Below are 14,839 nucleotides of genomic sequence, written 5' to 3'. Positions count from 1 at the left end.
CTTTCGCCTTGGCCGCGGCCTCCGCTTTTTGCTTCGCTATATCCACTTCGCCTTCCGGCTTTTCTGCCGCTTCTGCTTTCGCCTGTTTTTTGGCCAATGCCGCTGCTTTCGCCTTGGCCGCGGCCTCCGCTTTTTGCTTCGCTATATCCACTTCGCCTTCCGGCTTTTCTGCCGCTTCTGCTTTCGCCTGTTTTTTGGCCAATGCCGCTGCCTTGGCCTTGGCCGCGGCCTCCGCCTTTTGCTTCGCTAAGTCGTCCTTTTCACTCATCTATATCACCCGCTTTCCGGTTTTCGCCTCGTAACGGATTTTTTCTTTTAATTTATTGATCCCATAAATAAGTGCAGCTGGGTTTGGGGGACAGCCCGGTATATATACATCGACAGGTACAATTTGATCTACCCCCTTGACCACTGAGTAAGAGTGAACATAAGGCCCGCCGGCAGTTGCACAGGATCCCATTGCAATAACCCATTTCGGTTCTGGCATTTGTTCGTATAATCTGCTTATTATTGGAGCCATTTTTTTCGTTACCGTTCCTGAAACAATCATGACATCCGATTGTCTAGGGGATGTCCGAAAAAATGAACCAAAACGGTCCAAATCATAATGTGAGGAGCCGACACCCATCATTTCAATTGCACAACATGCCAAACCGAAAGTCATTGGCCAGAGTGAGTTACTTCTAGCCCAGCCTTTTATTTGTTCAAGTGTGGATAAAAAAATACTGTGACGCATTTCTTCCATTTCTTTAGGGGTAAGTTCATCCAACTTCAATTCCACTTTAACACCTTCTTTTTCCAAGCATAGATTAGACCCAGCATAAGGATCACGACAAAAAACAGCATTTCAATCAATGCAAAAAGTCCGAGTTCATCATAGGCAACCGCCCATGGGTAAAGAAAAACCGTTTCTACGTCAAATATGACGAACATCAATCCGAATAGATAATACCTGACATTGAATTGAACTCTTGAATCCTGAAAAGGATCGATTCCACTTTCATAAGTCGTATATTTCATATCTGTCGGTTTATAAGGCCTTAGCAGTCTACCAAGAAATAAAGCGATCAGTGGTAATAAAATGCCGAGACAAAGGAAAACAAATACAATTAAATAATTATTTTGGTAAATATGCAGCTGTTCCATGTTCATCTCCTTTATGGATAAATCATGTTAACTGGGTACAATTTAAATTTGCCTGTCTTCTTTTTGGATACTGTTTTAAAATATTATGCAGGGTAACATTCTTTTAGAAGCAACGTGAAAGGAGGGGGTATGAAGCAATAATTGTAAGCGTATACATTATAACATTAGGATAAAAGCATGTCGACGAGTTAAGGATTAAAATGGAAAATACTTTACTCTATAATTCGACCTTTTTTTCCTAATTCCGATAATTCATGTCAATAATCCTCAAAAACCTTCGGGATAAAAAAAAACACCTGATCTTACCACGAGTGGAAGAATCAAGTGTTTTCATCAATTAAAGTTATCGCATTTCTGCAATTTGGATTCGGTTAATGGCACGTTTAAGCGCTAAATTAGCTCTTTTGGCATCATTTGATCCATCATTGTTCTGCAATCTTTGTTCAGCACGGGCTTTTGCTGCTTGAGCACGTGCAAGATCGATAGTTTCAGCTCTTTCAGCAGATTGAGCTAAAATGGTTACCACATCAGGGCGAACTTCTAAGAAGCCACCATTTACAGCTACATAGTCTGTGTTGCTTCCATTTTTAAGACGGACAGCACCAATGGTAAGCGGGGCTACAGTTGGAACGTGTCCAGCCATGATTCCCAGCTCACCGCTTTTAGCTTTAGTGCTTACCATTTCAACTTCTGCATCATATACTGGGCCATCGGGAGTAACAACATTGACTTTAATGGTCTTCATTTCATTCCCTCCTAGGTCCCTTTAATTAAGCCATTTCTTTTGCTTTAGCAATAACTTCTTCGATGCGGCCAACTAGACGGAAAGCATCTTCTGGAAGTTCGTCATATTTTCCAGCTAGGATATCTTTGAATCCTTGGACTGTTTCTTTAACTGGTACATAAGATCCCTTTTGACCAGTGAATTGTTCAGCCACGTGGAAGTTTTGTGACAAGAAGTTTTGAATTCTACGAGCACGGGCAACGATTACTTTTTCGTCTTCGCTTAGTTCGTCCATACCCAAGATGGCGATAATATCTTGAAGTTCTTTATATTTCTGTAAAGTCGATTGCACTTGACGAGCCACTTTATAGTGCTCAGCTCCAACGATTTCTGGGCTAAGGGCACGAGAAGAAGATGCCAATGGATCAACTGCAGGGTAGATACCCATTTCAGAAAGTTTACGCTCAAGGTTAGTTGTTGCGTCCAAGTGAGCGAAAGTTGTAGCTGGAGCCGGATCCGTATAGTCATCGGCAGGTACATAGATCGCTTGAATGGATGTAACTGAACCTTTATTTGTTGAAGTGATACGTTCTTGCAATTGGCCCATTTCAGTAGCAAGAGTTGGTTGGTAACCAACCGCTGAAGGCATACGTCCTAGTAGGGCGGAAACCTCAGAACCTGCTTGTGTGAAACGGAAAATGTTATCGATGAAGAAAAGAACGTCTTGTCCTTGTTCGTCACGGAAATATTCAGCCATTGTCAAACCGCTAAGAGCAACACGCATACGTGCACCCGGTGGCTCGTTCATTTGTCCGAATACCATTGCCGTTTTCTTGATAACACCGGAATCAGTCATCTCGTAGAAAAGGTCATTACCTTCACGAGTACGCTCACCTACACCAGCGAATACCGAGATACCGCCGTGCTCTTGTGCGATGTTATTGATAAGTTCTTGGATAAGTACAGTTTTACCAACACCGGCTCCACCGAAGAGACCGATTTTACCACCTTTGATGTAAGGGGCAAGTAAATCTACTACTTTAATACCTGTTTCTAGGATTTCAACAGATGTTGATAATTCCTCGAATGACGGCGCTTGTCTGTGAATTGGATCACGACGCACCTCTGCTGTAAGTGGTTCGAATAGGTCAATGTTTTCCCCTAATACGTTGAAAACACGACCTAGAGTAACTTCACCTACAGGAACGGAAATTGGAGCTCCTGTATCAACAGTCTCTGCACCACGGGTTAAACCATCAGTGGAAGACATTGCTACAGTACGAACTGTATTATCACCTAGTTGAAGGGCTACTTCAAGAGTTAGTCCTGTACCAGACGCTGTATTTTCGATTCTTAACGCGTTATAGATCTTAGGAAGTTGTCCGTCTTCGAATTTCACGTCAACAACCGGACCCATAACTTGAGTAACGCGTCCTATATTCATCGTTTTCCCTCCTAACGTTGCTTATAACGACTATCGAGTTTATGGAACGGCCAAGCTTCGTCCGGGCCGACCGTCCCCTTAAATGATTTTATTCTAAAGCTGCTGCACCGCCGACGATCTCTGTAATTTCTTGAGTGATAGCTGCCTGACGTGCACGGTTATATTGTAATGAAAGTGAGTCGATCAATTCTTTTGCATTATCGGTTGCACTTTTCATTGCAGTCATACGTGCAGAGTGCTCACTTGCTTTACCATCTAACAAAGCACCATAAATCAAACTTTCTGCGTACTGAGGCAGTAATACCTCAAGGATTTCTTCCGCATTCGGTTCAAATTCATAAGAAGTCAATGTTGCATTGGAAGTATTGAAGTCAGCTAACGGAAGGACTTGCTTTTCCGTAACCTCCTGCTGGATTGGGCTGACATAATGGTTATAGTACATATAAAGCTCATCACACAGCTCATTCAGATATAAATTAACTGTTGATTTTGCAAGGGAGCTAATGTCAGCGAAAGACGGCTGATCGGGAACCCCAGTTACTTCAAGCTCTACGTGCATGTTACGGCTGACAAAGAAATCACGGCCAACCCTTCCGATTGCGATAATGACGAACTCATCATTGGATTTATGGCGTTCAAGAATGGTTTTATGAACGTGGCGAAGTATACTACTATTGTATGCCCCAGCCAATCCACGGTCCGATGTGATTACCAAGTAACCGGTTTTCTTAACTGGACGTGAAGTAAGCATTGGATGCGATGCATCCGTGCTTCCGTTCGCAATACTGGATACCACTTCTTGAATTTTTTCCATATATGGAACATATGCTTTAGCATTAGCTTCCGCACGGTTCATTTTAGAAGCAGATACCATCTGCATCGCTTTTGTAATTTGACTCGTCTTTTTCGTTGAAGTAATCCGAGACTTAATATCGCGTAAAGAGGCCATTCATTCTCACCACCCTTTATAAATTAGTTAGACCTTTATTATTCAGAAATAACGAAGTTCTTTTTGAATTCGTTAATTGCAGCAACGATAGCAGCATCTTCAGGAAGACCTTTAGTTGTGCGAATGTGATCTAATAATTCCGGATGAGAACGATCTAGGAACACATAGTATTCTTCTTCAAAGCGAAGGATATCCGATACAGGAATATCATCTAAATGACCTTTAGTCAATGCATAGAAAATCATGACTTGTTTTTCAACTTTGATCGGTTTGTTTAGATCTTGTTTCAGAACTTCAACTGTACGGGCACCACGGTTAAGTTTTGCTTGTGTTGCAGCATCCAGGTCAGAACCGAATTGAGAGAATGCTTCCAATTCACGGTATGAAGCCAAGTCAAGACGTAATGTACCGGCAACTTTTTTCATCGCTTTAATTTGTGCAGACCCACCAACACGGGATACGGATAAACCAGCGTTAATCGCAGGACGTACACCCGAGAAGAACAAATCGGATTGCAAGAAGATTTGTCCATCAGTGATGGAAATTACGTTTGTTGGAATATAAGCAGAGATGTCGCCTGCTTGTGTTTCAACAAATGGAAGCGCAGTGATTGAACCGGCACCTAAAGTGTCATTCAATTTTGCTGCACGCTCAAGTAAACGGGAGTGCAAGTAGAATACATCCCCTGGGAATGCTTCACGACCTGGAGGACGGCGAAGTAGCAAGGAAAGTTCACGGTATGCAGATGCTTGTTTAGAAAGATCATCATAAACCACAAGAACGTGCTTGCCAGCGAACATGAACTCTTCACCCATTGTCACACCAGCATATGGAGCTAGGTATAAAAGTGGTGCTGGTTGAGAAGCTGATGCAGATACAACGATTGTGTAATCCAAAGCACCATTTTTACGTAGCGTTTCAACAGTTCCACGAACCGTTGATTCTTTTTGACCGATAGCGACATAGATACAGATCATATCTTGGTCAGCTTGGTTAAGAATTGTATCGATCGCAACTGATGTTTTACCAGTTTGACGGTCACCGATGATTAACTCACGTTGTCCACGACCGATTGGAACCAATGCATCAATTGCTTTAATACCTGTTTGTAAAGGTTCATGTACTGATTTACGGTCCATTACACCTGTAGCAGGGCTTTCGATTGGACGAGTTTTTGTCGTAGCGATCGGGCCTAGACCATCTAATGGTTGTCCAAGCGGATTCACGACACGTCCGATTAATTCTTCTCCAACTGGCACTTCCATGATACGGCCAGTACGGCGTACTTCACTGCCTTCTTTAATGTCTCTGAATGGTCCAAGAATAACAACACCTACGTTATTTTGCTCAAGGTTTTGTGCTAATCCCATTGAGCCATTGGAAAATTCTAAGAGCTCCCCAGACATTGCATTATCTAAACCATGAACGCGTGCGATACCATCACCAACAGTGATAACCGTACCGACATCGCTTACTTTAATTTCCGACTGATAGTTTTCAATCTGCTTTTTAATCAGCGCACTGATTTCTTCAGCTTTGATGCTCATGAATTTCACCCCTATCTGTGAATATTAACCTAATAGTTGTTTGCTAAGGCGTTCTAACTTACCGCTAATCGTCCCGTCATATATGCGGTTACCGATTTGTAATTTGATGCCGCCAAGGATATTGCTATCCGTAATATTAGTAATGCGTAAATTTCTTTTGCCGATTTTTGCTGCAAAAGATGAAGACACAGCTTCCACTTCCGTTTCAGTCAATGGACGTACTGTATAGACCGTTGCATCAGCTACTGAGTTTTCTTCATTCGCAAGTTCAATGAACTCTTGTGCCATTGCTGTCACTTCATCTGTACGATGACGCTCCACCATCAACATCACAGTGTTTTGAACGGAAGAAGAAAGGCTTGCAAATGCATTTGCAATCAAAGCGCCTTTTGCATCTTTAGTCATTTTAGGATGAGCCAGGAAGCTTAATAGCTCATTATCATTTGTAAAAACTTCATTCACTATGCGAAGCTCTTCTTCAAGTTGGTTAATGAGGTTTTGCTCTTTCGCAATTTGGAAAAGGGCAACGGCATAACGCTTTGCTACTGTTATATCGCTCATTTCCCTTCTCCTGCCTCTTGAATGTAGTCATTAATCAATTGCTCTTGATCTGCTTCGGATAGTTCTTTTTCTATTACTTTAGAAGCAATGAGTACGGATAAAGATGCCACTTGCTCGCGTAATGCCGTAATGGCTTTTTCTTTTTCCTGTACGATTTCACGCTTAGCTGTTTCTTTGACGCGTTCAGCTTCAAGACGTGCTTGATTCACGATCTCTTCACGCTGTGCTTCACCTTGAAGTTTTGCGTTTTCTATAAGTTGTCCCGCTTCAGTGCGAGATTGTTTTACGATTTCACGTTGTTCTTCTAAATATTTAAGTGCTTCTTGTCTGCTAGCTTCAGCTGCTTGAATTTCATTTGCAACATGTTCTTCACGTTGAGTCATGATGCCCATTAGAGGACCCCATGCAAATTTCTTCAGCAACGCTAACAAAATGATAAACATTACTAATTGGTATAACATGTCTCCGCCATTAAAGCCATGAGACGTTGACCCAAGTACAAAGCTGCTTGTTAACACGCTTGGTTCACTCCCTTCACGAGTTTCACTTCTTAAAGCGTTCATTATATGAACTTTAGAAAACTATGCTCTTAAACTGTATAAAACAGGATTGTGGACATAAAGGAAAGGCGAAGGTTCACATGGAACGAACTTCGCCATTTTTGAACTTTTTGAAGGTTCTATTAACCACCATATACCATAAACGCAATTACTACCGCGATGATAGGCATCGCCTCAACTAAACCTACCCCGATGAACATTGTTGTTTGAAGCATACCGCGAGCTTCTGGTTGACGAGCGATACCTTCTACTGTTCTTGAAACGATAAGACCATTACCAATACCTGCACCTAGTGCTGCCAAACCAATTGCAATTGCTGCTGCAAGAAGACCTACTGAACCTGTCATTATAAATATCCTCCTTAGATTGTATCAAAATTTATTATTTTTTTAGTTCTAAATGAACTTATAATTAATGGTCGTCACTGACTTTATGAGACAGATAAACCATTGTTAACGTGACAAAGATAAACGCTTGGATACTACCGACGAAAATACTATAGCCTTGCCATACTAATGTAGGCACAATTGCACCAATAAATCCGGCAGCTCCACTAAATGCTAGGGTGCCCGCTAATAGACTCAGCAAAACTTCACCAGCATAAATGTTACCATATAGACGCAGACCAAGTGTCAAGGAGTTTGTAAATTCCTCTACAAGTGTCATTGGGTTTTTATAAGCTTTAAAGTAACCCTTGGCGCCTTTCATTTTTATAGCATAATAATGCGTTAAACCTAAAACCATGACTGCAAGAGTCAATGTGATAACTGGGTCGGCTGTTGGTGATTTCCACCAAAGCACTCCATCGTAACTAATTGCAAACGGAAGACCTAGCATATTGGACACAAAAATGTACATTAGCAAAGTCATACCAAGCAGTTGAAACTGACCACCTGTTCTCCAGTCCATGTTACTATTAATAATACCCTTAACGAAATCCATAATCCATTCCATGAAATTCTGCATGCCGGTTGGCTTCATGGCAAGCTTACGTGTACCAAGCACAGCAAGTATGAACACAACTAGACTGGCAACTGTAATCATTAGGACGTTACTCAAGTTAAAGGTAAGACCCATAAATTCTTGTAAGGGTGCTTCATGATTCAACTATATTCACCTCTCTTCCCCGCTATCGACGTATTAATTGGATGAAAAAATCTATAAAAATGACAATATAAGCTGTCATTAATCCCCATACAACACTTATCAGATGAAAATGCTCCGGAAATTCCAATGCAATGAGTACCGCTAGACCTGCGGATGCCATTCGTGTCATCGTCCCAAGAGATTTCGTTTTCTTTCCTTCATCGAGCGCCTGACTGAACTTTTTCATTTTCTGATTGATCAGCCATAAATTGTATAAACTCAAACTCGTACCCAGTATAAGCCCAGCAAAAACGGCTTGATAACTCGTAAGTCCCCATCCAACAACATAAACCGCCAGAAGAAAAATTATATATTTACTCTGCCTGTTGAACATGATTTTCATTTCTGGCATTTTTCATTTAATCTCCTGAGAAATATTTTCGTACTGAATGAAGCATTGCTTGTAAACCTAGCAAGTCCACAAAGAAGGCCAATTACTAATAGCAGCGGTTCGAATCTTAGGTTCTGACAAGTAAAAGAAGATACCGAACAAAACTGATCCGACTATTTGAGAAAGAATCGCTGACATCAAAGTCATAGCCATTTTAGACGGCGATCATTTGACGCAAGTTGCATCCTCGCGGTTGAATTTGGTGGAGGATAGAAAACATTTCATGCTGTAAAAATCTGCATGCCGGGCTACTGAAAACCCTCTCATTTTACATCCTTTGTTAGCATACAATAGGCTAGAATCATTGTCAATGAGTGGTTAGTGAAATTTGTCACAGGTTTGTAATTATTAACGAATTGTTCACAAATTATCTTTTTTATACTATTGACATCCATTTTATTTTACTTATTGTCCTCTGTTCACTCGATAAGTAACGTCTTTTCTATCCGATCTTCCCTTCCGCCCCTTCTCGCAAAGATTATCGCTTTATACACTCCTTTAGGCGGCAATTCCTTTTTCAAAACATCTTTTTTGATCAAACCGGAAGGAGCCGATCTGGACCAATCCAAATATCCAGCGAATTTCAAGCTATCTTCCTCATAAAGGGCAATACCGAATTCTTCTGCCCCGCGCGGAAGATACATTTCGTATCGATATGTGCCTTTCTTGTCCCCTTGCCCAAAATCAAATCCCATTATCCTTGGATAATCAGGCTCTTCTTTTACATATAAATAAGGAAGGGATATTCTTTTGGTTCCTTCCATTATAATGAGGTATCCATCAAAGACTCCCTTTTTAAGCTCGGCTGGGTTGACCTGCAGTCCAACTTTTATCCGTTTCTTTTCCTTCGGTTTCAAAGTAAGGGATTTCGGCAATTCCCAAGTGAGACCCGTCTCTTTTAATGGAACCATGAATGAGTACTTCCTCAGTTCCGTTCCGGTATTTTCTATGACTACCGTTTCATGATGCTCTTCAATTCCTTCTTTTTTTGTATACATCCCAAAGGACAATGAGCTTGGATTCAAGAGCGTGTCCGCTTTTAATGCTTCGTCGACCTGGATGCGTCCAGCCCCCTGTTCATATGTATGATACAATTGATTTACAGTTTTCCTCAATGGCTTGGAAGTGCTCATCAATGCAGATTTCACTTGATCAGGAGTCCATTCCGGGTGTTTTTGCAGGATTAAGGCGCAAGCCCCTGCAACATGCGGTGCGGACATACTTGTTCCATCCAGGGACATATATCCTTTAGGAATGGTGCTTTCAATTTCCACTCCCGGTGCCAATACGTCAGGCTTTATTCCCCACGATACGGTTACCGGTCCCCTGGAGCTAAAGTCCGCTAGCCTATCCTGCTCGTTCTTATAAACAAATTGAACGGTTTTGCTCTGCCCTTTTTCCATGATTTGCTTAAGCTGCAATCCATCTCTTCTATTAATAGAAGCAGCTGGAATTTTCATTTCTTTTTCCAAGCTTCCAGTAAAGGTCCCGCTCGTATTATTAAAAACAATTACCCCCTTTGCACCTGCCTTTTCTGCATTGGATACTTTCTGCTGAAAGGTAAGAGTGCCACGTTCCATCAACACAATCTTATCCCGAACATCCTTCAGGTCCTTTTCATTACCCAGTCCCCCATATATGACATTCTCGGAAAACGTCAGGTTCCATTTTTTAGAGCCTTGAAACAAGGTTAAATGCGATTGATGCTTTTTCGATCCAAGACCGTAAATCATGTACGGAACCCTTAAGGGAGGAGTCGATGCCCCAACGGAAATCGCTTTTTCCGCTGTACCGGGTGAACCGACGGTCCATACAGCCGGACCGGAATTCCCGTTTGATGTCACGGCAACGATGCCGCTTTCCACAGCCTTATTCAATGCAAGGGAGATAGGTAAATCAGGACCATTGACGTTATTACCAAGAGAGAGGTTCAATACATCCACCTTATCCTTCATGGCTGACTCAATAGCCTTCAATACTTGATCCGTATCTCCTGCACCGCCTGGTCCCAAAGCTCGATATGCGTAAATTTCCGCTTCAGGTGCGACGCCTTTCATTTTTCCATTGGCTGCAATGATGCCTGCCACATGAGTGCCATGCAATGTATCCAGGTCGCCTTGATTTTTGGTTTCCATCGGATCTTCATCACCATCAACCAGATCCTTGCCCCCTCTATAAGCACGTTGCAAATCTGGATGTGTATAATCGATGCCAGTATCGATTATTCCTACTTTTATCCCTTTACCGGTGATCCGGTGATTCTCCTTATCAAAGAAACCCCTGACCCTGTCTCCTCCTATGTATGGGACACTTTTATCCAACACGGCTTGATAAACGGATACTTCCGTTACGGCCTGAATTTCATCCTCCTTTTTAAGTTGTTCTATCTCATTCATTTTCCCATGAAGGGAGAATCCATTCAGGGCAACCGAATAAACATTCCGTAATTGAAGGGATGGATATTTTTCAAGCAGTTTTTCGATCTTTTTTCGTTGAAACGCCTTATCCATCGTGACAACAACCGTTACTTCCTTAGATTCAGATAGTTTTGGAAATGGCGGCAGAATGACGGATGCCAATCCCTTTTCATTTTGATAAATAAATATAAAAAGGAAAACAAACACTATGAACGTTTTCTTTGCCAACATAATCATCCCCTTAGCAGTTATCTTTTCTCAACAACCTTGGAGTATGCAAATAAAAAAAGGAAAAGCGCATGGCTTTTCCCTTTTTATGAGTCAAATCTAGTTGGCGGCATATTTATTTGCTTAAAATAGTAACGGATGGCTTCAGCTATTCGGACCGAAGCATTTCCATCCCCATATGGATTTGAAGCTTTGGACATTTTTTCGTGCACCTCTTGATCGGTGAGCAATTCATGTGCCAAATCATATATGGATTGTTCATCAGTACCAGCCAATCTTAAGGTTCCAGCCGCAATCCCCTCAGGACGTTCGGTCGTATCCCTTAAAACCAGGACAGGTACACCAAGTGAAGGTGCCTCTTCCTGGATCCCTCCAGAATCAGTCAAAATCAGATAGGCTCTTGAAGCGAAGTTATGGAAATCCAATACATCCAGCGGTTCTATCAAATGAATCCGCGGATCATTCCCGAGCACTTCGTTTGCCAATTCCTGAACAAGCGGATTTAAATGGACAGGATATACCACTTGAACGTCATCATGCTCAACAATGATTCTCTTTACGGCCCGGAAGATATTCCTCATGGGTTCCCCTAGATTTTCCCTGCGATGGGCCGTAAGCAAAATGAGCCTGTCTTCGCCAAGTCCATTTAAAACCGGATGGGAATATGTGGACCTTACAGTCGTTTTTAAAGCATCCGTTGCCGTATTTCCCGTCACGAAGATATTATCCTTCTTGTTTTCGTTCAGCAGATTCTCCTCGGCTTTCGAAGTCGGCGCAAAATGCAAATCCGCCATCGTACCTGTAAGCTGTCGATTCATCTCTTCCGGATAGGGGGAATACTTATTCCAAGTGCGCAGCCCCGCTTCTACATGCCCAATGACAATTTGATTATAAAAAGCTGCCAGACTAGCGACAAACGTCGTGGTTGTATCACCATGCACAAGAACAATATCTGGTTTAGCTTCCTTCATTACGGAATCAAGACCATTCAATGCTCTTGTTGTAATGTCAGCAAGCGTTTGCCTTTCCTTCATTATGTCCAAGTCATAGTCCGGCTTTATGGAAAATAGTTCGAGAACTTGATCTAACATTTGGCGATGCTGAGCCGTAACAGCAACGATCGGCTTGAAATATTCTGGGTGTTTTTGAAATTCGAGTACTAAGGGAGCCATTTTGACAGCTTCTGGTCTCGTCCCGAAAATGGTCATGACTTTTATCGGTTTGTTCATTCGTGACACCTCAGTTTCTTTCCTTATTTTGTGCCGAATAAACGATCTCCTGCGTCTCCAAGACCTGGAACGATATAACCATGTTCATTCAGTTTTTCGTCAAGACCCGCAATATAGATATCAACATCAGGATGAGCTTCTTTTAAAGCTTCAACACCCTCTGGAGCTGCAATCAAACACATGAATTTAATATTGACTGCACCGCGCTTTTTAATGGAATGGATCGCTTCGATGGCTGATCCGCCAGTGGCTAACATCGGGTCAACTACAATGCATTCCCTTTCTGCCAGGTCACTTGGCATTTTCGCATAATATTCAACCGGTTTCAATGTTTCAGGATCACGGTAAAGTCCAACATGTCCGACCTTTGCAGCAGGAATCAGCTTAATGATTCCGTCCACCATCCCTATGCCTGCACGTAAAATCGGGACGATCCCCACTTTTTTACCAGAAAGCATTTTCACTTTCGCTGTGCTTACTGGTGTTTGGATTTCGACTTCTTCCAGCGGCATATCCCTCGTGATTTCAAATGCCATCAATGATGCAACTTCATCCACTAGTTCACGGAATTCTTTTGTTCCTGTATTTATATCACGTATATAGGCTAATTTGTGTTGAATTAACGGGTGATCGAAAACATAAACTTTTCCCATTTAGCATCTCTCCAATTCCATTGCTTAGTTTCGCGCTTTTTTATGATTTCCCTAATCGAATAGAAAAATTTTCGTGTCTTTTAAAATTCACTTCAACCTATTTTACAGAAAAATGTTTCAATCTTCAATAAAGGTTTAGATGTCAGACCTATTTTCACTATTCGGATTCTTCTAACACAATGACCGTCCATAAGTACAAAAAAACCGCTCCCTTTAAAAGGGAGCAGCTCCGATATTACAATGAAGGATATAATTCAAATTTGTTCGCTAATGATTCAACACGCTGTTTTGCTTCTTCAAGTTTAGCTGCGTCTTCATTATTTTTCAAAACAAGTCCGATGATTGCAGCTATTTCATCCATGTCTTCCAAACCGAAGCCACGTGATGTCACTGCCGCAGTCCCAATACGTATACCGCTGGTAACGAATGGTTTTTCCGGGTCATAAGGAATCGCATTTTTGTTCACGGTAATACCGATTTCATCCAAAACATGCTCTGCGATTTTTCCCGTTAATCCAGTAGAGCGTACATCAAGAAGAATCAAGTGATTGTCCGTGCCATCAGAAACAAGAGTGAATCCTTCTTTCTTCAAACCTTCGCCCAAACGTTTAGCATTGTCGATGATTTGTTGTGCATATACTTTAAATTCATCTTGAAGCGCTTCGCCGAAAGCAACAGCCTTAGCTGAAATAACATGCATCAACGGACCGCCTTGAATTCCAGGGAAGATGGATTTATCGATCTTCTTACCGAATTCTTCTTTACAGATGATCATCCCTCCGCGTGGCCCGCGAAGTGTTTTATGAGTAGTTGTCGTTACAAAGTCAGCATAAGGAATTGGACTTTGATGTAATCCAGCCGCAACTAAACCTGCAATATGCGCCATATCGACCATTAAATATGCCCCGACTTCATCTGCAATTTCACGGAATCGCTTGAAATCAATTTCCCGTGGATATGCACTTGCACCCGCTACGATCAATTTCGGTTTATGTTGACGCGCTTTTTCCAATACATCATTGTAATCGATACGGTGATCTTTTTCGTCTACACCATATTCAACGAAATTGTAGTTAACACCACTGAAGTTTACTGGACTTCCATGTGTTAAGTGACCTCCATGCGAAAGGTTCATCCCAAGCACTGTATCGCCAGTTTGAAGCACTGTGAAGTATACGGCCATATTGGCTTGAGCTCCAGAGTGAGGCTGTACGTTCACATACTCGCCTCCGAAAATTTCTTTCGCACGCTCACGTGCTAGATCTTCAACGATGTCTACATATTCACATCCGCCATAGTAACGTTTTCCAGGGTATCCTTCTGCATACTTATTAGTCAAGACCGACCCTTGCGCTTCCATGACAGCTTCACTCACGAAGTTTTCAGAAGCAATAAGCTCAATTTTACTTCTTTGACGCCCTAATTCCAGTTGAATTGCGTTAAACACTTGCTCATCTTGTTTTGCTAAACGATTCATTCCGTAATTCCTCCTCAAATTGTGCGTGATTCGCTTTTTAGTATTTATGTGCAACATGCCTTCAAAAAGCATGAAAAAGCCTTACCAATCTTATTAGAAAATTCTACTCCATTTTAACATGTCTAATTTAGAAGTGATAGTCTATTTTTATCGAACATTAAATGTTTTTTCATTTGAAAATGTTCGTATTTAACATCGAAATTATGATAAATAGCTCTTTCACCCTATATTTCATGAGTGAAATCACCATTATATTAGCACTATAATATAAAGGATTTTCTTGTGAACCTCATCTTGAGCCTTACGATTTTGCTCGCATTCAATTAAAAAACAGCATTCCCCATCCGAGAAATGCTGTCTCACTTAC

General features: G+C 41.7%; 15 protein-coding genes and 1 pseudogene. All 16 read right to left on the bottom strand.

The features are described from left to right. A pseudogene (locus tag ACIQ0C_RS15330) lies at window positions 1-268 on the bottom strand (NADH-quinone oxidoreductase subunit C); the annotation flags it as partial. Beyond that, the gene (locus ACIQ0C_RS15325; RefSeq protein WP_170946902.1) at window positions 269-745 is read right to left on the bottom strand and encodes a NuoB/complex I 20 kDa subunit family protein; all 477 of its coding nucleotides are present in this window, start codon (window positions 743-745) and stop codon (window positions 269-271) included. Between the two features lie 26 nt (window positions 746-771). Next, window positions 772-1,146 carry an NADH-quinone oxidoreductase subunit A gene (locus ACIQ0C_RS15320; RefSeq protein WP_403061378.1) on the bottom strand — a complete coding sequence of 125 codons (375 nt, stop codon included), beginning with the start codon at window positions 1,144-1,146 and terminating at the stop codon, window positions 772-774. A 343-nt stretch (window positions 1,147-1,489) separates the two neighbouring features. Then, on the bottom strand, window positions 1,490-1,891 hold the full coding sequence (locus ACIQ0C_RS15315; protein WP_048685840.1) for a F0F1 ATP synthase subunit epsilon: 402 nt from the start codon (window positions 1,889-1,891) through the stop codon (window positions 1,490-1,492). Window positions 1,892-1,916: 25 nt separating this feature from the next. Continuing rightward, window positions 1,917-3,314, bottom strand: a complete 1,398-nt coding sequence (atpD, locus tag ACIQ0C_RS15310) for a F0F1 ATP synthase subunit beta (protein WP_214744208.1) — start codon at window positions 3,312-3,314, stop codon at window positions 1,917-1,919. Between the two features lie 88 nt (window positions 3,315-3,402). Then, on the bottom strand, window positions 3,403-4,263 hold the full coding sequence (locus tag ACIQ0C_RS15305; protein WP_095390554.1) for a F0F1 ATP synthase subunit gamma: 861 nt from the start codon (window positions 4,261-4,263) through the stop codon (window positions 3,403-3,405). Window positions 4,264-4,301: 38 nt separating this feature from the next. Then, a complete protein-coding gene (gene atpA, locus ACIQ0C_RS15300) occupies window positions 4,302-5,810 on the bottom strand; it encodes a F0F1 ATP synthase subunit alpha (protein ID WP_048685849.1) in 1,509 nt (502 codons plus the stop codon). A 24-nt stretch (window positions 5,811-5,834) separates the two neighbouring features. Further along, entirely contained in the window at window positions 5,835-6,371 is a 537-nt protein-coding gene (locus ACIQ0C_RS15295) for a F0F1 ATP synthase subunit delta (RefSeq protein WP_402835721.1), read from the bottom strand. After that, on the bottom strand, window positions 6,368-6,889 hold the full coding sequence (gene atpF / locus ACIQ0C_RS15290; RefSeq protein ID WP_048685855.1) for a F0F1 ATP synthase subunit B: 522 nt from the start codon (window positions 6,887-6,889) through the stop codon (window positions 6,368-6,370). The genes ACIQ0C_RS15295 and atpF overlap by 4 nt, the downstream gene beginning before the upstream one ends. Before the next feature lie 164 nt (window positions 6,890-7,053). Further along, window positions 7,054-7,278, bottom strand: coding sequence for a F0F1 ATP synthase subunit C (gene atpE / locus ACIQ0C_RS15285; protein WP_048685857.1), 225 nt, complete (start codon window positions 7,276-7,278; stop codon window positions 7,054-7,056). A gap of 64 nt (window positions 7,279-7,342) precedes the next feature. Then, the gene (atpB, locus tag ACIQ0C_RS15280) at window positions 7,343-8,038 is read right to left on the bottom strand and encodes a F0F1 ATP synthase subunit A (protein ID WP_048685858.1); all 696 of its coding nucleotides are present in this window, start codon (window positions 8,036-8,038) and stop codon (window positions 7,343-7,345) included. Window positions 8,039-8,060: 22 nt separating this feature from the next. Further along, window positions 8,061-8,429 carry an ATP synthase subunit I gene (locus ACIQ0C_RS15275; protein ID WP_048685860.1) on the bottom strand — a complete coding sequence of 123 codons (369 nt, stop codon included), beginning with the start codon at window positions 8,427-8,429 and terminating at the stop codon, window positions 8,061-8,063. Window positions 8,430-8,887: 458 nt separating this feature from the next. Next, window positions 8,888-11,116: a S8 family serine peptidase gene (locus tag ACIQ0C_RS15270; RefSeq protein WP_403061375.1), complete on the bottom strand. Its 2,229-nt coding sequence runs from the start codon at window positions 11,114-11,116 to the stop codon at window positions 8,888-8,890. A gap of 83 nt (window positions 11,117-11,199) precedes the next feature. Continuing rightward, window positions 11,200-12,342 carry a non-hydrolyzing UDP-N-acetylglucosamine 2-epimerase gene (gene wecB / locus ACIQ0C_RS15265; protein ID WP_403061372.1) on the bottom strand — a complete coding sequence of 381 codons (1,143 nt, stop codon included), beginning with the start codon at window positions 12,340-12,342 and terminating at the stop codon, window positions 11,200-11,202. A 23-nt stretch (window positions 12,343-12,365) separates the two neighbouring features. Then, the gene (gene upp, locus ACIQ0C_RS15260) at window positions 12,366-12,995 is read right to left on the bottom strand and encodes a uracil phosphoribosyltransferase (RefSeq protein WP_034315825.1); all 630 of its coding nucleotides are present in this window, start codon (window positions 12,993-12,995) and stop codon (window positions 12,366-12,368) included. 235 nt (window positions 12,996-13,230) lie between these two features. Further along, on the bottom strand, window positions 13,231-14,472 hold the full coding sequence (locus ACIQ0C_RS15255; RefSeq protein ID WP_144527450.1) for a serine hydroxymethyltransferase: 1,242 nt from the start codon (window positions 14,470-14,472) through the stop codon (window positions 13,231-13,233). Window positions 14,473-14,839: the final 367 nt, after the last annotated feature.

Origin of the sequence: Peribacillus sp. NPDC096448, assembly GCF_044762675.1 — a bacterium.
Taxonomy (GTDB): domain Bacteria; phylum Bacillota; class Bacilli; order Bacillales; family DSM-1321; genus Peribacillus; species Peribacillus frigoritolerans_B.
This window is presented reverse-complemented; position numbering and strand designations above follow the sequence as displayed.